The organism is Sulfitobacter sp. HNIBRBA3233, from assembly GCF_040149665.1.
Classification (GTDB): domain Bacteria; phylum Pseudomonadota; class Alphaproteobacteria; order Rhodobacterales; family Rhodobacteraceae; genus Sulfitobacter; species Sulfitobacter marinivivus.
The window spans coordinates 2603211-2622418 of sequence record NZ_JBEFLP010000001.1; the positions used below are offsets into that span (position 1 = coordinate 2603211).

19 protein-coding genes are annotated in these 19208 nt (G+C 64.4%); 13 read left to right on the top strand and 6 right to left on the bottom strand.

From position 1 onward, the window contains the following. Nucleotides 1-89: 89 nt before the first annotated feature. Complete coding sequence (locus ABMC89_RS12735; protein WP_349568306.1) at nt 90-581, bottom strand: DUF3576 domain-containing protein; 492 nt, start codon at nt 579-581, stop codon at nt 90-92. Between the two features lie 288 nt (nt 582-869). Between ABMC89_RS12735 and ABMC89_RS12740 the strand changes: the two genes are divergently transcribed. Together ABMC89_RS12740 and ABMC89_RS12745 are read left to right on the top strand one after the other, a co-directional pair. Further along, entirely contained in the window at nt 870-1811 is a 942-nt protein-coding gene (locus tag ABMC89_RS12740) for a porin (RefSeq protein ID WP_349568307.1), read from the top strand. A gap of 97 nt (nt 1812-1908) precedes the next feature. Beyond that, a complete protein-coding gene (locus tag ABMC89_RS12745; RefSeq protein ID WP_349568308.1) occupies nt 1909-2562 on the top strand; it encodes a YggS family pyridoxal phosphate-dependent enzyme in 654 nt (217 codons plus the stop codon). Between the two features lie 102 nt (nt 2563-2664). Here ABMC89_RS12745 and ABMC89_RS12750 read toward each other — a convergent pair whose 3' ends face one another. Beyond that, the gene (locus ABMC89_RS12750) at nt 2665-3159 is read right to left on the bottom strand and encodes a L,D-transpeptidase family protein (RefSeq protein WP_349568309.1); all 495 of its coding nucleotides are present in this window, start codon (nt 3157-3159) and stop codon (nt 2665-2667) included. Then, a complete protein-coding gene (gene ribA, locus ABMC89_RS12755; RefSeq protein ID WP_349568310.1) occupies nt 3156-4238 on the bottom strand; it encodes a GTP cyclohydrolase II in 1083 nt (360 codons plus the stop codon). Before ribA ends, ABMC89_RS12750 begins: the two co-directional genes overlap by 4 nt. Before the next feature lie 168 nt (nt 4239-4406). Between ribA and ABMC89_RS12760 the strand changes: the two genes are divergently transcribed. The 5 genes from ABMC89_RS12760 to ABMC89_RS12780 all read left to right on the top strand — a co-directional run bounded on the left by ABMC89_RS12760 (nt 4407) and on the right by ABMC89_RS12780 (nt 8015). Further along, nucleotides 4407-5093, top strand: a complete 687-nt coding sequence (locus ABMC89_RS12760; protein WP_349568311.1) for a response regulator transcription factor — start codon at nt 4407-4409, stop codon at nt 5091-5093. A gap of 304 nt (nt 5094-5397) precedes the next feature. After that, nucleotides 5398-6186, top strand: coding sequence for an exodeoxyribonuclease III (locus tag ABMC89_RS12765; protein ID WP_349568630.1), 789 nt, complete (start codon nt 5398-5400; stop codon nt 6184-6186). Between the two features lie 55 nt (nt 6187-6241). Continuing rightward, nucleotides 6242-7156 (top strand): tetratricopeptide repeat protein, encoded by a 915-nt coding sequence (locus ABMC89_RS12770; protein WP_349568312.1) that lies wholly within the window; start codon nt 6242-6244, stop codon nt 7154-7156. 26 nt (nt 7157-7182) lie between these two features. After that, entirely contained in the window at nt 7183-7833 is a 651-nt protein-coding gene (locus tag ABMC89_RS12775) for an LON peptidase substrate-binding domain-containing protein (RefSeq protein WP_349568313.1), read from the top strand. Beyond that, entirely contained in the window at nt 7830-8015 is a 186-nt protein-coding gene (locus ABMC89_RS12780; protein ID WP_349568314.1) for a Trm112 family protein, read from the top strand. Before ABMC89_RS12775 ends, ABMC89_RS12780 begins: the two co-directional genes overlap by 4 nt. 70 nt (nt 8016-8085) lie before the next feature. On the opposite strand, the gene ABMC89_RS12785 is transcribed toward ABMC89_RS12780, so the two are convergent. Further along, a complete protein-coding gene (locus ABMC89_RS12785) occupies nt 8086-9312 on the bottom strand; it encodes an FAD-dependent monooxygenase (RefSeq protein ID WP_349568315.1) in 1227 nt (408 codons plus the stop codon). 87 nt (nt 9313-9399) lie between these two features. Here ABMC89_RS12785 and ABMC89_RS12790 point away from each other — a divergent pair, with 87 nt between their 5' ends. The 6 genes from ABMC89_RS12790 to ABMC89_RS12815 all read left to right on the top strand — a co-directional run bounded on the left by ABMC89_RS12790 (nt 9400) and on the right by ABMC89_RS12815 (nt 17578). Then, nucleotides 9400-10728 carry an amidase gene (locus ABMC89_RS12790; protein ID WP_349568316.1) on the top strand — a complete coding sequence of 443 codons (1329 nt, stop codon included), beginning with the start codon at nt 9400-9402 and terminating at the stop codon, nt 10726-10728. 138 nt (nt 10729-10866) lie between these two features. After that, the gene (locus tag ABMC89_RS12795; RefSeq protein ID WP_349568317.1) at nt 10867-12054 is read left to right on the top strand and encodes an aminotransferase class I/II-fold pyridoxal phosphate-dependent enzyme; all 1188 of its coding nucleotides are present in this window, start codon (nt 10867-10869) and stop codon (nt 12052-12054) included. A gap of 12 nt (nt 12055-12066) precedes the next feature. Next, entirely contained in the window at nt 12067-15162 is a 3096-nt protein-coding gene (locus ABMC89_RS12800) for a DNA translocase FtsK (RefSeq protein ID WP_349568318.1), read from the top strand. Between the two features lie 135 nt (nt 15163-15297). Then, nucleotides 15298-15879: an exopolysaccharide biosynthesis protein gene (locus ABMC89_RS12805; RefSeq protein WP_349568319.1), complete on the top strand. Its 582-nt coding sequence runs from the start codon at nt 15298-15300 to the stop codon at nt 15877-15879. A gap of 83 nt (nt 15880-15962) precedes the next feature. Continuing rightward, nucleotides 15963-16565 carry a LolA family protein gene (locus tag ABMC89_RS12810; RefSeq protein WP_349568320.1) on the top strand — a complete coding sequence of 201 codons (603 nt, stop codon included), beginning with the start codon at nt 15963-15965 and terminating at the stop codon, nt 16563-16565. Between the two features lie 113 nt (nt 16566-16678). Continuing rightward, nucleotides 16679-17578, top strand: a complete 900-nt coding sequence (locus ABMC89_RS12815; protein WP_349568321.1) for a hypothetical protein — start codon at nt 16679-16681, stop codon at nt 17576-17578. Nucleotides 17579-17644: 66 nt separating this feature from the next. Here the strand turns inward: ABMC89_RS12815 and ABMC89_RS12820 are convergent, their stop codons facing one another. Next, nucleotides 17645-18229 (bottom strand): transglycosylase SLT domain-containing protein, encoded by a 585-nt coding sequence (locus ABMC89_RS12820; RefSeq protein ID WP_349568322.1) that lies wholly within the window; start codon nt 18227-18229, stop codon nt 17645-17647. A 76-nt stretch (nt 18230-18305) separates the two neighbouring features. Beyond that, on the bottom strand, nt 18306-19187 hold the full coding sequence (locus ABMC89_RS12825; protein WP_349568323.1) for an AEC family transporter: 882 nt from the start codon (nt 19185-19187) through the stop codon (nt 18306-18308). Nucleotides 19188-19208: the final 21 nt, after the last annotated feature.

Sequence of the window (19208 nt, forward strand, 5' to 3'; positions counted from 1 at the left end):
GGCCTTTTTACGCAATCCGCCGAGCGCGTGCGTGTCACGACTGCCCGGCGTTGCGATGGAGAGAATGGAATATGTGGGCGAACGGTAGGCTAGAGGCGGTTGTCGGCGATCCGCATTTCACGGGCCCGCGACAGAATGGCGTCTTCGACAGCGCGGGCGGTGGCGCGGCTGACAGGGCCGCCCCGCGATTGCAGCGCCAGGTTCAGGGACCGGGCATCGAGCGCGGGGTCGTCGATCAGGACCGTGGCGCGGTAGGCACGCCCGCCGCCGGGCGGTGTGCCGTAGCCTGTCACGATGACACCGGTGAAGGGATCGACAGACTGCACCGGCAGGAAGTTCAGCACTTCGAGCGAGGCGGACCATAGATACTTGTTCACCTTGACCGTGGTTTCGGTGTTCTTCTTGTTGAGAAGCGACCAGATCGTGTTGTCGGGGTTGGTTTCGATCGTGCCGGGATTGTTGGGGTTGTTATAGTAGCCGGGCCGCTCCGTTGCCGGAGAGCCGAATCTGCCGCCGCAGGCCGCGACAGCGCCGAGCGCTACCGCCATCACCGCGAAATTGAGTACCTGTCTGCGCCCCATGACCGCCACCTTTATCCTGATTGGCTATGGAATACCCAAGCGGGCCATGCGGGGCAAGCTATATGTATTATAGTGAAAACCGCTGTTTTCTGGCCTGCCGGACGTGCGCGCAGCGGGCTGCGGCGGGGGTGTGACGCAAAACTGTGGCAAAGCTGCACCAACATTGAGCGCAGTTTTGGGCAATGTTCGCGTTTGCTTGCCAAAACGCGGGGTGAAGAGCAAAAGACCCTCATACCTAGATCGGAATTCCCCGGTCGGGTCTTATGAATTCAAACCGAGGGAAAACTCATGAAAAAAGTTCTCTTCGCAACAACAGCTCTGGTTGCCACAGCTGGCGTTGCAGCAGCAGACGTTACCTTTGGCGGCTACGGCCGTTTTGGTATCCTCTACGTGGACAACGCCGCTGGCGACTCCACAGACATCACAAGCCGCTTCCGTCTGCAGATCGACGCGACAGCAGAATCCGACGCAGGTGTGACATTCGGTGCACGCGCTCGTATCCAGCAGGACAACGACGGTGCGGCCTCTTCCGCAAACGTCGGTCGTGACATCGACGGCGACGGCACACCAGACTTCCGCGGTGACCGCGAAGAAACAGGCATCAACGGCGTTCGCTTCTTCGCACGTTCCGGTGGCCTGGAAGTCGGCGTTGGCAACATCTTCGGCGCGCTGGAATTCATGCCTGGCATGTACCCCATCGATCTGGGTCTGACCGGTCACTCCTATGACTACACCGCGTACAACTTCCGCGGCGACGCATACGACTCCGACGGCAACGGCGCAGCCGGTGCAAACGGTGTTGAAGTTCTGTACTCCGCAGGCGACTTCTCGGTTCACGTGTCGGCTTCCGACATCAACGACCGTATCGCCGCACACGCAGCGTACACATGGAACGGCTGGACATTCGCTCTGGCTGCTCAGGACTCCGACAGCGCGACAGACACCGAGTTCGCAGCTTCGGTTGGTGGTTCCTTCGGCATCGCCGACGTGACACTGGCATATGCCGACAACGGCACATCCGGCGACCACTGGGTTCTGGCAGGCCGCTTTGACGTTGGCGCAGCCACAAACGTCGAAGTCTACGTTGCTGACGCGGATTACTTCGCTGAAACATCCTACGGTATCGACTTCAACCACGACCTGGGCGGCGGTACATCGCTGCGCGGCGGTGTATCCTCCAACGGTGCCGACGTGACGCTGGTTGACTTCGGTGTGCGCTTCAACTTCTAAGTTGAGCCATCGTAGTTAAGAAGTTTGGGGCGGACCTTCGGGTTCGCCCCTTTTCTTTTGCGTCCGACTGTTATCTCTAGACCCCTGGAGGTGACCGATGACGTTGCAGGATATATCAGACCGTATCGCGAAGGCCGAAGAGGCCGCGGGCCGTGCCGCTGGAGACACCACGCTGATCGCGGTGAGCAAGGTGCAGCCCAACGAGCGTGTGGCGGCGGTTCTGGAGGCCGGACACCGGGTGTTCGGGGAGAACCGCGTGCAGGAGGCGGCGGGCAAATGGCCCGATTTCAGGGAGCGGTTCGACGGGATCGAGCTGCATCTGATCGGCCCCTTGCAGACCAACAAGGCCCGGCAGGCGATGGAGCTGGCGCAGGCCATCCACACGCTGGACCGCCCGAAACTGGCGAAAACCATTGCCCGGCTGGCGCAGGAGATGGGCCAGTGCCCCAAGCTGTTCGTTCAGGTGAATACGGGTGAGGAAGAGCAGAAGGCAGGCGTGCTGCCCGCCGAGGCGGATGACTTCATCGCCAGCTGCCGTGACATGGACCTGACGCTGGAGGGGTTGATGTGCATTCCCCCCGTCGAAGAGGAACCCAGCCTGCATTTCGCCTTGCTTGCGAAGATCGCCGAGCGCAACGGCCTGAAGGGGCTTTCCATGGGGATGAGTGGCGATTTCGAACGTGCGATCGCGCTGGGTGCGACCCATGTGCGTGTCGGATCTGCGATTTTCGGGGAGCGGACCGCGGGCTGAATCGTGTGAGGCAGGTGGTGCAGGGGGGCCAGCCCCCCTCCTGCGCGCGGCGCAGGATCCCCCCGGAGTTTAGGGGCAAGCAGAGAAGGGCCGCCGCGCGGGTCAGGCCACGATCAGGCGGGTCCGGTAGGAAATCAGCGGCGCGATGCGGTGCAGGTTCTGGCGGCTGAAGGCGATGCAGCCTTCGGTCGGGAAGCCCGGCCTGCGCCACTGGTGCAGGAATATTGCCGACCCGCGCCCCTTGACCGCATAGGGCCAGTTCCAGTCCGTGAGGATGACGAGATCGTAAAGCGGATCGGCACGGCGGAGCCTTTCGTGGCCAAACCCGTGCGGCGCGCGCACCATCATGTTGTACTCGGGGTCGGCCACATCGTCGGACCACAGATCCAGCGGTCCGATGGGGCGGGCCCAGGGGGCCGGGCGGGCGATACGGTCGGGGCGGTAGAGCATCCCGACAATGCGGTGGGTGCCGCGCGGGGTGGCGCCGTCGCCTTCTTGCTTGCGGGTCTTGATCCCGCCCTTGCCGATCGTGCAGGGCCAGAGGCGCCCGTGAAACCGGACGCCGCGCGGTGTCAGCACCAGATCGTCGGGGGTCACAGCAGGTGACCCGATTTCGCGGCTTTCGTCGCGAGATACGCCGCGTTGTGCCGGTTCTCGCCCACCGCGAGGGGGACGCGTTCGGTCACGTCGATCCCGCTGGCGGTCATCATGTCCACCTTGCGGGGATTGTTGGTCAGCAGGCGCACGGCGCCGAAGCCCATGGTCTTGAGGATATCCGCGCCGAGGCGGAAATCGCGTTCGTCATCCTCGAACCCCAGCCGGTGGTTTGCTTCGACCGTATCGAAGCCCTGATCCTGCAAGGAATAGGCGCGCATCTTGTTGGCAAGGCCGATGCCGCGGCCTTCTTGGTTGAGATAGAGCAGGACGCCATGGCCTTCGCCGCCCATCTGCGCGAGGGCGGCGCGCAACTGCGGTCCGCAGTCGCATTTCAGGCTGCCCATCAGATCGCCCGTAAAGCAGGCGGAGTGCAGGCGGCACAGCACCGGCGCCGCGCGGTCGGGGCGGCCGATCTCGATGGCGTAATGTTCCTCGCCGCCGTCCTCGGGGCGGAAGATGTGCAGCCGGCCCGCTTCGGATACCTCCATCGGCAGGCGCGCGTTCACGACGGGCCGCAGCGGGCTGCGCCGTGCGAGGTGTTCGCTGGCCGCCTCTACGGACAGGTGGATCAGACCGTGGGTGGCGGCAAAGGCAGCGCCGTCGGCGAGCTGCGCGATCACGGCGGCAGGCAGTAGGCGCGCGGATTTCGCCAGCGCCAGCGCCGCGCGATGGGCGGCGGTATCGCCGCCGCGCAGGGTTGTGAGCGGGCCTTTCATCGGGACGCGCAGATCGTCCGCCGGATCGGCCAGCGCGCGCACCCACGACAGCCGCGCAGCGGCGGGCAGGGCCACCCGCGCCAGATCACCGTCGTAGATCCGCGCCTTCAGCGTCTGCGCCCGCCGCGCGGTCAGGGCCAGCACCGGCGCGCTGTCTTCGAGCGCCAGCACATCGGCGAGCCGCGCGGCGTCCAGCGTTTCGGCGGCAAGCACAAGCGCATCGCCCAGCACAACGGGAACGCCCATGCGCAGATCCGCCCGCGCACGGGCCATCGTTTCGTTCACATCGGGGCTCAGGGACATTGGTTTATTACAACTCGGCCGGTTTCATGACAGGTATCTAGCCCGAAGCCACAGGAATTGAAACATTCCACGGTTGGCCTGACACAGGAGCGTGAGAACGCGCCGGCGTCCCTTGTTGATCCGGCAATGGCATATATCTAGTGACGTAACGGCAGCGGAGACGATGATATGGCCCAGATGAAAAAGATCCTACTTGTCGATGACGACGATGACCTGCGAGAGGCGCTGAGCGAACAGCTGGTCCTGACCGAGGATTTCGACGTTTTCGAAGCTGCCAATGGCGCCGATGCGATGAAGCGCACCAAGGAAGCGATCTATGATCTTGTGATCCTCGACGTCGGCCTGCCGGATACCGATGGCCGCGAGCTGTGCCGCCTGATGCGCAAACAGGGTGTGAAAAGCCCGATCATGATGCTGACCGGCCACAACGGGGATGCCGATACGATCCTCGGGCTGGATGCGGGCGCGAACGACTACGTCGCGAAACCCTTCAAGTTCCCGGTGCTGCTGGCGCGGATCCGCAGCCAGTTGCGCACCCACGAGCAGTCCGAGGATGCGGTGTTCCAGCTGGGGCCCTATACCTTCCGGCCCTCGATGAAGATGCTGGTCACAGGCGACGACAAGAAAATCCGGCTGACCGAGAAAGAGACGAACATCCTGAAGTTTCTCTATCGCGCCACGGATGGTGTCGTGCCGCGCGACACGCTGCTGCACGAGGTCTGGGGATATAACGCGGGCGTGACGACCCACACGCTGGAGACGCATATCTACCGCCTGCGCCAGAAGATCGAACCGGATCCTTCGAACGCGCAGCTTCTGGTGACGGAATCGGGCGGATACCGGTTGATGCCGTGAAAAATGTGATGCGGTCGGGAACCAATCACCGCATCACCCGTTTCATCCCCGAGCGGCGGAGTTTTTTCATGAGTTTTCCGCCTGTTTGAACCCCGAAGAAGAGTGGCCGGGGCAACTGCCACTCTACCTCCCTGTTGGACTATGGCCGGGCCGGTGTGCCCGGTCTTTTTTTGCCGGGGGGCGTTCGGTTTCGGGTGCGAGGAAAGGCTGTTCTGACCGTAAGGGAACAAAGCCTTGAGGAGCCTTCCCTTCGCGGCTGTCGATCAATAGGGTGCGCCGGACCCTAACCACCGGAGTGTCGACCTTGCCTTTCACCCTTGCCACCTGGAACATCAACTCGGTTCGTCTGCGCGCGCCCATCGTCTGCAAGCTGCTGGAAGAAGAGGGGCCCGATGTCCTGTGCCTGCAGGAATGCAAAAGCCCGGTCGACAAAATTCCCACCGAAGTCTTCGCCGAGCTTGGCTATACCCACATGGTCGCACGCGGGCAGAAGGGCTATAACGGTGTCGCGATCCTGTCGCGGCTTCCGCTCGAGGAAGCGGGTGCCGAAGACTATGCCGCGCTGGGCCACGCGCGCCATGTCGCGGCGCGGCTGGAAAACGGTGTAACGATCCACAATTTCTATGTTCCCGCCGGCGGCGACGTGCCCGACCGCGAGGTGAACGAGAAATTCGGCCAGAAGCTCGACTACCTTTCGGAGATGCGCGATGCCTTCCGCGCCGATGCGCCGCGCAAATCCATCCTTGTGGGTGACCTCAATATCGCGCCGCGCGAGGATGATGTCTGGGACCACAAGAAACTGCTGAAGATCGTCAGCCACACTCCGCAGGAAGTCGCGGCGCTGGGCGATACGCAAGATGCGGGCAACTGGGTCGATGTGACCCGTGCGGACATTCCCGACGGCAATCTCTATAGCTGGTGGAGCTACCGCGCCAAGGATTGGGACGCCGCCGACAAGGGGCGCAGGCTGGATCACGTCTGGGCCACGCCCGACATCTCGAACGCCGCGCATTCCAGCAAGATCCTGCGTGCCGCCCGCGGTTGGGAGAAACCCAGCGACCACGCGCCGGTTTTTGCAACTTTCGATCTTTGAAGTTAGACACGCCCATCACATATAAGACCAAAGCCGCAACCCGAGGATTTCGAATATGGACCTGAACCTTTCCGCCGCAGCACCCGATGCCGACCTGATCAAGGACACGTCCGAGGCGACCTTCATGGCCGACGTGGTCGAAGCCAGCCAGAACATCCCGATCATCGTGGATTTCTGGGCACCGTGGTGCGGCCCGTGCAAAACCCTCGGACCCCAGCTCGAAGCGGCTGTTGTTGCCGCAAAGGGCGCGGTCAAGATGGTCAAGATCAACGTGGACGAGGCGCAGAGGATCGCAGGCCAGCTGCAGATCCAGTCGATCCCGACGGTCTATGCCTTCCACAAGGGACAGCCGATCGACGGTTTCCAGGGCGCGCTGCCGCAGTCTGAAGTCCAGGCGTTCGTGGACCGTGTGATCAAGGCCGCAGGGGGCGAATCGCCGACCGACACGCTGAACGATGCGGTCGAAGCCGCCGAGGAAATGCTGGCAGAAGGGTCCGCAGCCGATGCCGCGCAGACCTTTGCCGCCATTCTGGGCGAGGATCCGATGCACGCGGGCGCCTACGGTGGCATGGTGCGCGCGCATATCGCGATGGGCGAGCTTGACCAGGCCGAGGGCCTTCTGAACGGCGCCCCGATCGAGATTTCCAAGGCGCCCGAGCTGGAAGCCGCACACGCGCAGCTGGAACTCGCGCGGCAGGCCGAAGGTGCGGGCCCGGTGGCCGAGCTTCAGGCAGCGGTCGAGGCAGATGAGGATGACCATCAGGCGCGGTTCGATCTGGCGCAGGCGCTCTATGCCAAGGGGGATGCGGAAGGGGCCGTCGGGCATCTTCTGGAAATTTTCCGGCGTGACCGCACATGGAACGACGAGGCCGCGAAGAAGCAGCTTTTCACGATTTTCGACGCGCTCAAGCCGAACGATCCTGTCGTATTGAACGGTCGGCGGAAACTTAGCTCGATGATATTTGCCTGAGCGGCTTCCGGCGCTACCTGATTTCCATGATCAAACAAGCAGACTTGCCCGACACGATTCCGATCTTTCCGCTGGGTGGTGCGCTGCTTCTTCCGCGTTCGCGGTTGCCGTTGCACATCTTCGAGCCGCGCTATCTGCAGATGATAGATGACGCGCTGAAAACGCCCACGCGCCTGATCGGCATGGTGCAACCAAACGTTATTCCGGGCCGCGACGGGCCGGGATTGCAAACCATCGGCTGCGCGGGGCGGATCACGCAGTTTTCCGAAACCGAAGATGGCCGGTACATGATTACCCTCGGCGGCATATCGCGCTTTCGCGTGTTGCGCGAAGTGGAAGGGTTTACCCCCTACCGCCGCTGCGAAGTGGCGTGGGACGGGTTCGACCGCGATCTGGGGCCGGAAGAGAAAGACGGCGATTTCGACCGTGACCGGTTCCTGCGGATCCTCGGCCAGTTTTTCGACAGCAAGGGCCTGTCGGCCGACTGGGACACCCTGAAGGACGCCGACGACGAATTGCTGATCAACTCGCTGTCGATGATGCTGGATTTCGACCACGAGGACAAACAGGCCCTGCTGGAAGCGCCGTCGCTCAGCACGCGGCGCGAGACATTGCTGACGCTGATCGAATACGGAATGCGCGGGGGCGGCGGCGAAGGCGGGGAGATGATGCAATGACCGAAACCACCGTGGAATTCGACCGCCGGATGCTGGAGGCACTGATCTGCCCGCGCAGCCAGACCACGCTGACATACGACGCCGAGGCGCAGGAGCTGATTTCGAAGTCGGCGGGCCTTGCCTATCCGATCCGCAACGGGATCCCCGTGATGCTGGTGGACGAGGCGCGCGTCCTCGACTGAGCGCGCGGTCTTGCGGCGGGGCATGGCTCCTCGCTACGCTGCGCGCGCTCCTCGCCCGGGCTGCGTCACCTCACAAGGGGTGGCCACGCATCAGGCGGGGCAGATCACCGGTGAGGCCCGCCGCTTCGCGGATGAAGCCGCGGCGCAGCCCCGGCAGCGATCCGATCACACCCATGCCGATGTCGCGTGCCATTCGTACCAGTGGATTATCGTTCGAGAACAGCCTGTTGAAGCTGTCGGTCGCAAGGGCCAGCGCGGCGTTGTCGAAGCGGCGCCACTGCTGGTAGCGCTCCAGCGCGAGGGGGCTGGCAAAGTCCTCTCCGCGGCGGCGGGCGTCCACGATCACCTCGCAGAGGGCGGCGATATCCCGAAACCCCGCGTTCAGGCCCTGCCCCGCGATGGGATGCACCCCGTGGGCCGCATCGCCCACCAGCGCCACGCGCGGCGCGATCATGTCATGCGCGAGCGACAGGCTGAGCGGATAGGTATATCGCTCGCCCGCCAGCGCGATCTCTCCGAGGAAATCACCGAAGCGCGGGCGCAGCACGTCGAGGTAATCGGCATCGGGCAATGCGTGGATCGCCGCCGCGTTGGCGTCGGTTTCGGACCACACGATGCTGCTGCGGTTGTTGGTCAGGGGCAGGATCGCCAGCGGGCCGGGCGGCATGAAGAACTGGTGCGCGATGCCGTTGTGCGGTTCGGCGTGCGAGATTGCGCAGACCAGCGCCGTCTGCCCATAGCGCCAGCCGGTCCGCTTGATCCCCGCGCGCGCCGCCACGCCGGAGCCGCGGCCGTCCGCGCCCACGCAGAGCCGCGCGCGCAGGGCCTTTCCGGATGCCAGCGACAGGGTCACGCCGCTGGCGTCCGCGGATTGCGCTGTCACCGTTTCGGCGTTCATCGTCGTGATGCGGTCATCTGCGGCCACCATCTGCATCAGCGCGCGACGCAGATGGCGGTCCTCGACCATATGGCCCATCGGGCCTTCCTCGATCTCGGCGTGGTCGAAATGCATGAAGAACGGCGACGGGCCTTCGCCCGCGCGACCGTCCGTGACCTTGATCTCGCGCATCGGCTGCGCGTCACCTGCGACCGCATCCCACAGGCCAAGCCCCTGAAGCAGGCGCACCGAGGTCAGGGCCAGGGCGTAGGACCGCCCGTCAAACCCGTCGCTGGTCCGTGTGTCCACCGCGCGCGCGTCGATGACCGTGACGTGCAGTCCGGCCTGTGCCAGTCCAAGCGCCAGAGCGGGCCCGTTCAGGCCGCCGCCGACGATGGCGATATCCGTATCAAATTCCATGACCTCAGATATGCGTCTGCGGTGGGGATTGTCCATGCGCGCAGTCGCCGCTACCGTCTGGATCAGGAAAATCGGGGGACTTGAGACATGCAAGACTGGCTGACGATGACGGCGGCGGATCTGGGGCGCGCGATCGGCGCCGGAGAGATTGATCCGGTGGCGCTGTGCCAGACCTATCTGGACGCGATCGAGGCGCATCCGCTGCGCGACCGCATCTACGCGCGGGTCACGGCGGACCGCGCACTGGCCGAAGCCGCTGCCGCCTCGGCGCGGGCGAAATCGGGGCACCGCCTGTCGGCGCTCGACGGTGTGCCGATCAGCTGGAAAGACCTTTTCGACACGGCGGGCATCACCACCGAGGCGGGATCGAAGCTGCTGGAGGGCCGCGTGCCCGAGCGCGACGCACTTGTGCTGGAGAACGCGACCGCCGCCGGTCTGGTCTGTCTTGGCAAGGTCCACATGAGCGAGCTTGCCTTTTCGGGGTTGGGTTATAACCCGTCCACCAATACGCCGCCCTGCGTGAATAACGACGCGGCGGTGCCGGGCGGGTCGTCCTCGGGCTCGGCGGCATCGGTGGCATTCGGGCTGGCGGCGGCCAGCATCGGGTCGGACACCGGCGGATCAGTGCGTATTCCTGCCGCGTGGAACGATCTGGTCGGCCTCAAGACGACCCATGGTCGGCTGTCGCTGGAAGGCGTGGTGCCGCTGGTGCTGAGCTTTGACACGCTCGGCCCGCTCTGCCGGTCGGTCGAGGATGCGGCATTGCTGCTGTCGGTGATGGAGCCCGCAAAGCCCGCCGATCTGGCGGATGCGGATCTGAAGGGACGCCGTCTGGCGATCCTCGAGACGGTGGGAATGGAGGGCCTGCGCGATGGGCCGCGCGAGGCGTTCGAGGGGGCGGTCGAAAAGCTGGCCGCCGCAGGAGCCGAGATCAGCCGGATCGAGGTGCCCGCCGTGGCCGAGGCGATGGGCCTGTCGGGGTGTCTGTTCACCGCCGAAGCCTACGGTCTGTGGCGCGATGTGATCGAGGCCGCGCCGGAGAAGATGTACGGCGAAATCCTCAACCGGTTCCGGCTGGGCAAGGAACATTCCGGCCCCGATTACGTGGCCGCCTGGGCCAAGCTGCGCGCGTTGCGGGTGGAATACGACCGCGCGACCGCAGGCTTTGACGCTGTGATCCTGCCGACTGCGCCGAATGTGCCGCCCGATCTGGAGCGGCTGAATTCGGACGGCGAATACTACGTGACCGAAAACCTGCTGACCCTGCGCAACACGCGGATCGGCAACCTGATGGGGCTGTGCGGCCTGACCCTGCCCACCGGCACGCCCAGTTGCGGATTGATGATGCTGGCGGCCCCCAATCAGGATCTGGCGCTGTTGCGGCTGGGGACGGCGGCGGAAGGCGCGCTGGGCTGAGACCGGAGGGCAGGCAGGGCAGGGCGAAAAAGCCACAAACCCTGTCTGCAATAGGGAATACGCCTAGACGCCGCGGGGGGGCTTACGTTACCTTGGACAAAACGGGGCGATAACGATCCCGATCCGAGGCAGTTTTTGATGAAGTACCCTGAGCGGTTTTCGAACCTTCCGGCTCATGCGTGGCCCCGTTTGCGCGCCCTTCTGGACGTGCACGAAGGGGGTGGCCCGCTGATTGCCATGACCATCGGTGAGCCGAAGCACGCGTTTCCGGCTTGGGTCAGCGATGTGATCGCGCAGAATGCCGCCGGTTTTAACAGCTATCCGCCCAACGACGGCTCTGCCGAGCTGCGCACGGCGATTGCCGGTTGGGTGCAGCGGCGCTACGGCGTGCCGGTGGATGCTGACAGTCAGGTGATGGCGCTGAACGGCACCCGCGAGGGGCTCTACAATGCTGTCATCGCGCTGGTGCCAGAGATGAAGAACGGCCAGAAGCCCGCCGTGCTGATGCCGAACCCGTTCTATCAGGTCTACATGATCGCCGCGATTTCCGGCGCCTGCGATCCGGTCATGGTCAACGCCACCGCCGAGACAGGCCACCTGCCGGATTTCCACAGTGTCGACGTGGAAACGCTGGACCGCACCGCCGCCGTCTATATCTGCTCGCCCGCCAACCCGCAGGGCGCTGTTGCCAGTCGCAGCTATTGGGAAGACCTGATCCGGCTGGCCGAGAAACACGATTTCCTGATCTTCGCGGACGAATGCTATTCCGAGATTTACCGCCACGATCCGCCCGTGGGCGCCCTGCAGGCCGCGCATGACATGGGGGCCGATCTGAACCGTGTGGTCATCTTCCACAGCCTCAGCAAGCGGTCGAACCTGCCGGGGCTGCGCTCGGGGTTCGTGGCCTCGGGGCCGGACACGATGCGCGAGATCAAGCAATTGCGCAATTACGCCGGTGCGCCGCTGCCGCTGCCCTTGCAGGCCGCTGCCGCCGCCGTCTGGCGCGACGAGGCGCATGTGCAGGAAAACCGCGCCCTCTACGCCGAGAAGTTCGACATGGCGGACCGCATCCTTGGCAACGTGCCGGGATACGCCAGCCCCGAGGCGGGGTTTTTCCTGTGGTTGCCGGTCGAGGACGACGAAGAGGCCGCCGTCAGGCTGTGGCGCGAGACGGGCGTGAAGGTTCTGCCGGGCGGGTATCTGGCGCAGGAGGTTCCGGGGCAGAAGAACCCCGGCAAGACATATATAAGAGCGGCCCTTGTGGCCCCGAAAGAAGAGACGGAGCGGGGGCTGCAAGCCATCCGCGACTGTCTTTATGCGGTATAGAGGGACAGCGGTATGGCATATCAGACGCGCGGACGCGATCCGCTTTTGGACAGCACGATGAGCGAGGCCATCGAGAAACGCGGCAAGGAACTGCTGGGCGTTGTGCTGGTGGTGCTGGGCATGGCTGCGGCGATGATGATCGGCAGCTACACACCCGATGACCCGAACTGGATGCTGGCCAGCGATGCGCCCGCGCAGAACTGGATGGGCCAGCTGGGCGCGTCGCTGGCGGCGCCGTTGTTCATGATCGTCGGCTGGGGCGCGTGGGGCGTGGCCGCCGTGCTGCTGGTCTGGGGGCTGCGCTTTGCCCTGCACCGCGGGCAGGATCGCGCGATGAGCCGGGTGATCTTTGCCCCGATCGCCGTCGCACTGGGATCGATCTATGCGGCGACCCTTACGCCGGGGGCGGAATGGCTGCAAACCCACAGCTTCGGTCTGGGCGGGCTGTTCGGTGACACGGTGATGGGGGTGATCCTGACCGTACTGCCGATCGGGTCGACTTTCACGATCAAGCTGATGTCCGTGCTGATGGGGATCGGCATTCTGGCGCTGGGCGCTTTCGTTCTGGGCTTTACCCGTGCCGAGCTGGCCCGCTTCGGCCGTTTCCTTCTGGTCGGGACGATCATGGCCTATGCCACGATCATGAACCTTCTGGGGCGCGGCGCGACCGGGGCCGTGAGCGCGGCGCAAGAATTGCAGGCCAAACAGGCCGAACGCCGTGCGGAACGGCGCGCCTCTGCCGAGGCGCAGGCCGCGCTTGCCGCCTCCGAGGCCCGCGCCTCGGCGCAGGTGCAGCCCGCATCCGCGCCACGCCGTCCGGCGATCATCGCCACGCGCAACGTGCCGGCACCCGAACCCTTCATTGACGCGAGTGACGACAGCTTTGATCCCTTCGAGGAGGACCACCGCGCGGAGGCGGAGCCGAAGCCCGGCCTTCTGGCGCGGATGCCCGGCCTGATCAAACGCCCCGCCGACCCGATGCCGCAGCCCGAGCTGGTGCATCAGGAGCCCTCTTTCGCCGATGAGGACGTGCCGGATGCGGACCGGATCAAGTCCAAGATTTCGGATGTCATCCGCAATCGCGTGCGCTCCACCACCGCCGTGCACACGCCGGTGACTGCGCCGCTGACCAAGGGGCGCGGGCGCGGTCCCGATCCACTGGTGCTGAACACGGCGCGGCGCGAACCGCCCGTCACCGCCGCTGCCACTGCCGCGCCCGCAAAGCCCCTGCGCGCCGAGCCGCCGGTCACGGCGCCCGCCCGTGCGGCCCCTGCGGCTGTGGCCTATCACGACGCAACCCCGGACGAAGGCTATCCGATGGACGCGCCTGCCGAAGAGAGGAACATGTTCCTCGATGCAGGCCCGGTCGAGGCACAGCCTGCGCCCTATGACAGCGTGCAGGATGACGCCCCGTCCGAGGGACTTGCCGATGCGGCCCCTGCCGCGCCGCAGGCGCCTGCCCCACGCAAGCCGGTCGTTGCGGATACCCGCAAGCCGCTCGTTCAGCAGCCCATGCGCCGCACCGTCCAGCCCAGCAAACAGGCGCGCGCCGAAGCCCAGCCGACGCTGAGTTTCGAGGACACGCACCCGGGTTTCGAACTGCCGCCGCTGAACCTGCTGGAAAGCCCCGAGAGCGTGCCGCGCCTGCACCTGAGCGACGAGGCTCTGGAAGAAAACGCACGGATGCTCGAAACGGTGCTGGACGACTACGGCGTCAAGGGCGAGATCGTCGCCGTGCGCCCCGGTCCCGTCGTCACCATGTACGAACTCGAACCCGCGCCGGGCCTCAAGGCATCGCGCGTGATCGGTCTGGCTGACGATATCGCACGGTCCATGGCGGCGCTGTCCGCGCGTGTGTCGACGGTTCCGGGCCGGTCGGTCATCGGGATCGAACTGCCCAACGAGAACCGCGAGAAAGTCGTGCTGCGCGAGATCCTTTCCAGCCGTGATTTCGGCGATGGCAACCAGCGCCTTCCGCTGGCGCTGGGCAAGGACATCGGCGGCGAGCCCGTGGTGGCCAACCTCGCCAAGATGCCCCACCTGCTGATCGCGGGGACCACCGGGTCGGGTAAATCCGTGGCGATCAACACCATGATCCTGAGCCTTCTCTACAAGCTCAGCCCCGAAGAATGCCGGATGATCATGATCGACCCGAAGATGCTGGAACTCAGCGTCTACGACGGCATCCCGCACCTTCTGTCGCCTGTCGTGACGGACCCCAAGAAGGCGCTCGTGGCGCTGAAATGGACCGTGGGCGAGATGGAGGACCGTTACCGCAAGATGTCCAAGATGGGCGTGCGCAACATCGAGGGATACAACGGGCGCGTGGCCGAAGCGCTCGCCAAGGGTGAGAATTTCGAACGCACCGTCCAGACCGGTTTTGACGAGGACACCGGCGAGCCGATCTTCGAGACCGAGGAAAACACACCGGTCAAACTGCCCTATATCGTCGTCATCGTGGACGAGATGGCCGATCTGATGATGGTCGCGGGCAAGGAGATCGAGGCCTGCATCCAGCGTCTGGCGCAGATGGCGCGGGCCTCGGGCATCCACCTGATCATGGCCACCCAGCGTCCGTCGGTCGACGTCATCACCGGCACGATCAAGGCGAACTTCCCGACGCGGATTTCCTTCCAGGTGACCTCGAAAATCGACAGCCGCACGATCCTGGGTGAAATGGGTGCCGAGCAGCTGCTGGGCATGGGCGACATGCTCTACATGGCGGGCGGATCGAAGATCGTGCGCTGCCACGGCCCCTTTGTCAGCGATGAGGAGGTCGAGGAGATCGTCAACCACCTCAAGCAGTTCGGCGAACCCGATTACGTCAGCGGCGTTGTCGAAGGCCCGCCCGAGGAGAAGGAAGCCGACCTCGACGCAGTGCTGGGTCTGAATACCGGCGGCAATACCGATGGCGAGGACGCGCTCTATGACACCGCCGTTCAGGTGGTCATCAAGGACCGCAAGTGTTCGACATCCTACATCCAGCGCAAGCTGGCCATCGGCTATAACAAGGCCGCGCGGCTGGTCGAACAGATGGAGGACGAGGGCCTCGTCTCGCCCGCCAACCACGTCGGCAAGCGTGAAATTCTGGTGCCGGAACAGGGGTGATCTCAGCCCCCCTGACGGCAACCTCGTAAGGATGGCCCTCCGGCACAGCGGGGGGCCATTTTTCGTTCCTCCCGCCGGTGCGGGAACGCAGCGCTGCTGTTGCGGGTTCGCCCTGTGAACGAAGGGGGCTCCGGCATGGAAAACGATATCTCATCGGCGGGCGATGTTGTGGATGCGCTCGACGATCTCGCGCAGAGCGAGGATGACGTGACCATCGGTGACGTGGTCGACAGCTTTGGCGGGCGCGGCTTCGGCCCGATCATCACGTTGCTGGCGCTGGTGGTGATCTCACCGCTCGGCGGTATCCCTGTGCTGCCCACGCTGGTTGCCATCGTGATCGCGCTTATCGCGGTGCAGCTGGTGATCGGGCGGGACGCTTTGTGGCTGCCCCGCGTGCTGTCGGATCGGGGCGTGGATGACAGGCGGGTCGAAAAGGCCGCCGAGAAGCTGCGCAGGCCCGCAGGCTGGCTGGACCGCCGGATGGGCGCGCGGGCCGCTGCACTGGTCGCCCCGCCGATGCCGCGGATCGCGGCGGGCGTGGTGATCGTGCTGTGCCTTGCGGTGCCGCCTTCGGAAGTGATTCCCTTCGCGGCGCTTTTGCCCATGGGGGCCATCGCGCTGATCGGCATGGCGCTGACCGTGCGCGACGGGCTGGCGATGGTGGTGGCGCTGGCCGCTTCGGCGGCGGCTTTCTACGGGCTCTGGCTGCTTGCCTGAGCGTTTCCCCGCCGGTCGCTATCGCATAACAATGCGCCGCGCCCTATCTGTTCATCAACCTCGCAAGAATACAGGATGCGACCATGAATGTTTTGAAGACCTTTGCACTGGGCGCGGTGGTGATCATCGCCACAGCGACCGCCAGTTTCGCGGACAAGCTGCCGCTGAACGCCATCAGCCAGTATCTGAACGGGATGACCACCGCGCAGGGTGAATTCACCCAGATCAACGGGGATGGCACGATCTCGACCGGGACGATCTATATCAAGCGCCCCGGGCGCGTCCGCTTCGAATACAATCCGCCCGATGGCGGGCTGGTCGTGGCGGGATCGAATACCGTGGTGATCTACGACCGCAAGTCGAACCAGCCGCCCGAGACCTATCCGCTGGCGCGCACGCCGCTGTCGATCATTCTGGCCCGCAACGTCGACCTGACCCGTGCCAAGATGGTTACCGGCCACAGCTTTGACGGCACCGCGACCACTGTTACGGCGCAGGACCCGGAGAATCCGCAGTACGGCAACATCCAGATGAAGTTCACCGGACCGGAGCCCGAGCTGCGCCAGTGGATCATCAACGATGGCAACGGCGGTCAGACGACCGTTGTGCTGGGCGATCTGCGCAAGGGCGGAAATCTGGCAAACAGCCTGTTCGACGTGGGCAGCCCCGGTCAGCGCAGTCGCTGACCGGCCCCGAGACCTTTCGGCATTAGCCACCGAATTGACATTATTTGACCTATCAACTGCCTTGAGCCGGCGCGATGATCCGCGCCGGACATTCGCAGAGAAGGGTTTATTTAATGGCAACACTGACTTTCACGCTTGAAGGCGGCGTCAACGTCGCGGTCACGATCACCGAGCTTGAGGGCGGCGCGCTGCAGTTCGATCTTGCGGTGCTGGACGAGACCGGATCGATCGGCGATCTGAACGGTCTGTTTTTTGATCTGACCGATGCAAGCCTTCTCGACGGGCTGGTGTTCTCCGGTACGGACGTGACGGGCACCGCCGTGAAAGAGGACGGGGTCACCAAGGTCGACGGCTACATGAACATCAACGGCGACGTCGTGAACGAATACGGAAAGTTCGACGCGGGCGTTCAGTTCGGAACCGCCGGGATCGCAGGGGACGACATTCGCGAAACCAGCTTCGTGCTGTCGCACGAAAGCGTGGATCTGTCGCTCGATATGCTGTCGCAGATGGATTTCGCCGTGCGCCTGACCTCGGTCGGTGAGGAAGACGGCAGCCGGGACGATTCGCTCAAGATCGGCGGAACGGCACCGGAGGTCGTGGAGGAGCCAGAAGGCCCCGTTGCGGTCGCCGGTCCCGATTCGATGACGGTGACCACCAATGAGACTTTCAGCGAATTCGGGTTGAGCGATCCGCTCGACGATTTCGTTTTCTCGGTGCTTGAGAACGATACCGTCGACGGAACGCCCACAACGGGTACGGTGGTCGCGGCCAACGGGCAGGTCTTCGAGGATTTCGTGATCGTCAGCGGATCGAACGGCGGTCAGATGCAGTTCAACTCCGACGGAACTGTCGATTTCTCGGCCAACGGCGATTTCGATCATTTGACCGGCGATCAGACCGACACGACGGAGTTCACCTATACCACGTCGGACGGCGCGACAGGCACGTTGTCGGTCGAGGTTTTCGTCGCCACAGACGGTGGTCCGATCGGGGAATTCGGCCCGTTCTGACGGTACCGCTGCCGCGCGATGCGTGCGGGAGCGGCCGCAGGGCCGGTCCCGGTGGTCCGTGCGGGTCTAGCGCAGGCGGCAGGCGGCGATCTGGTCGCGGTACATGAAGGACCGCGCCTGCACCTTGGCGGCAACGCCCACGAGCCACGGTTTCGAATTGTAGCTGGCGCGCGCGTAGCCGGTATGGCCCTCGTGGTAGGCCAGATACTGGTTGCGCGCGTCGGTCAGCGGGATGCCGTTACGCTCGCGCGTGATGTTCATGTACCAGCCCATGAAATCCGTGGCATCGGTGATGCGGTCCCGCTTGGCGTTCCGGCGGCCCGCGGAATTGCGGTATTCGTCCCATGTGGCATCCAGTGCCTGACTGTAGCCGAAGGCGCTGGACTGGCGCCCCATCGGGATCACACCCATCACATAGCGGAATGGCGTGCGTGCGTCGGAGACGAATTTGCTTTCCTGATGGATGGTCGCCATCTGTACATGGATGGGGACACCCCATTTGCGTTCGACGCTCTTGAATGCGCGGTGGTAGGTCGGGCGCTCTCTGAGAATCGTGCAGGCGTTATCCAGATCGCGCGGGGGCGAACTGGAATTGCCGCCGCAGGATGCCAGCAGCAGCACGATGATCAATGCGCGAAGGGGTGTTTTCATCTGCCTCTCGCCTCAACTGTCGTTTTTTATTTTGCCCTACTCTAGCGCAATCCGGGCGCGGCATACAGGAAAAATTCTACAGAAGCGCCGCCAGCAGCAGCGGTAATGCGCCCACCGACAGCAGGGTCGATACCACCACCAGCCCCGCGACCGCCTGCGCATCGGCGCCGTATTTTTCCGCCAGAAGATAGGAGGTGACGGCGACGGGTGTGGCGATTTGAAGCACCAGAACCCCGAAGGCGGTACGATCAAGCCCGAACCAGACACCGGCGGCCCAGGCCACCGCGACGCAGAGCACCAGTTTGACGACCGACAGCGCCAGCGCGCGCCCCACGCCGCCGGGCGTCAGCCGCGCCACGGCAACCCCCAGCGTGATCAGCATCAGCGGAATGGCCATCTGCCCGACCAGCTCGAGCGTGTTGGTCAGGAAGACCGGTGTTTGCCAGTCCTGCCAGAGAAACAGCCCCCCCGCGAGCGTGGCCCAGACCAGAGGCTCGCGCAGAACCTTGCCGAGACTGCCGGTCCCCGCCACCAGCCAGATTCCATAGGTGAAGGTCCAGACCGCCATCACGGCGAAGACCACCACGGCATATCCCAACCCCTCCTGCCCGAAGGCGAAAAGCGCCAGCGGCAGGCCGAGATTGCCGGTATTGCCGAAAATCAGCGGTGCTTCGAAAGTCCGCCTGTCGAGCCGCAAAAGGCGCACGAGGACACCCGCCGCAAGGGTGACGCCGGCATAGGCCGCGAGGGTCGCCAGCAACAGCGCCGTCAGGGCCGCAGGCGCGATTTCGGTGCGCATCAGCGAGGTGAAGATCAGGCAGGGCACGGCGAGGGTGGTCGCCAGCTGCGTGACGAAGTTGATGCGGTATTCGAACCCCAGCTTGACCCAGGTAAAGCCGAGGCCGGCAAGCAGGAAGACGGGGGCGACGATCTCGAGTACCGTAAGGGCAAGGTTCACAGACTGTTTCCCTTTCGGAAG

What these genes read in the sequence shown, in the direction of transcription:
- ABMC89_RS12735 (WP_349568306.1), bottom strand. Translation starts at nt 581, where the DNA reads ATGGGGCGCAGACAGGTACTCAATTTCGCGGTGATGGCGGTAGCGCTC.
- ABMC89_RS12740 (WP_349568307.1), top strand. Translation starts at nt 870, where the DNA reads ATGAAAAAAGTTCTCTTCGCAACAACAGCTCTGGTTGCCACAGCTGGC.
- ABMC89_RS12745 (WP_349568308.1), top strand. Translation starts at nt 1,909, where the DNA reads ATGACGTTGCAGGATATATCAGACCGTATCGCGAAGGCCGAAGAGGCC.
- ribA (WP_349568310.1), bottom strand. Translation starts at nt 4,238, where the DNA reads ATGTCCCTGAGCCCCGATGTGAACGAAACGATGGCCCGTGCGCGGGCG.
- ABMC89_RS12760 (WP_349568311.1), top strand. Translation starts at nt 4,407, where the DNA reads ATGGCCCAGATGAAAAAGATCCTACTTGTCGATGACGACGATGACCTG.
- ABMC89_RS12770 (WP_349568312.1), top strand. Translation starts at nt 6,242, where the DNA reads ATGGACCTGAACCTTTCCGCCGCAGCACCCGATGCCGACCTGATCAAG.
- ABMC89_RS12775 (WP_349568313.1), top strand. Translation starts at nt 7,183, where the DNA reads ATGATCAAACAAGCAGACTTGCCCGACACGATTCCGATCTTTCCGCTG.
- ABMC89_RS12780 (WP_349568314.1), top strand. Translation starts at nt 7,830, where the DNA reads ATGACCGAAACCACCGTGGAATTCGACCGCCGGATGCTGGAGGCACTG.
- ABMC89_RS12785 (WP_349568315.1), bottom strand. Translation starts at nt 9,312, where the DNA reads ATGGAATTTGATACGGATATCGCCATCGTCGGCGGCGGCCTGAACGGG.
- ABMC89_RS12790 (WP_349568316.1), top strand. Translation starts at nt 9,400, where the DNA reads ATGCAAGACTGGCTGACGATGACGGCGGCGGATCTGGGGCGCGCGATC.
- ABMC89_RS12795 (WP_349568317.1), top strand. Translation starts at nt 10,867, where the DNA reads ATGAAGTACCCTGAGCGGTTTTCGAACCTTCCGGCTCATGCGTGGCCC.
- ABMC89_RS12800 (WP_349568318.1), top strand. Translation starts at nt 12,067, where the DNA reads ATGGCATATCAGACGCGCGGACGCGATCCGCTTTTGGACAGCACGATG.
- ABMC89_RS12805 (WP_349568319.1), top strand. Translation starts at nt 15,298, where the DNA reads ATGGAAAACGATATCTCATCGGCGGGCGATGTTGTGGATGCGCTCGAC.
- ABMC89_RS12810 (WP_349568320.1), top strand. Translation starts at nt 15,963, where the DNA reads ATGAATGTTTTGAAGACCTTTGCACTGGGCGCGGTGGTGATCATCGCC.
- ABMC89_RS12815 (WP_349568321.1), top strand. Translation starts at nt 16,679, where the DNA reads ATGGCAACACTGACTTTCACGCTTGAAGGCGGCGTCAACGTCGCGGTC.
- ABMC89_RS12820 (WP_349568322.1), bottom strand. Translation starts at nt 18,229, where the DNA reads ATGAAAACACCCCTTCGCGCATTGATCATCGTGCTGCTGCTGGCATCC.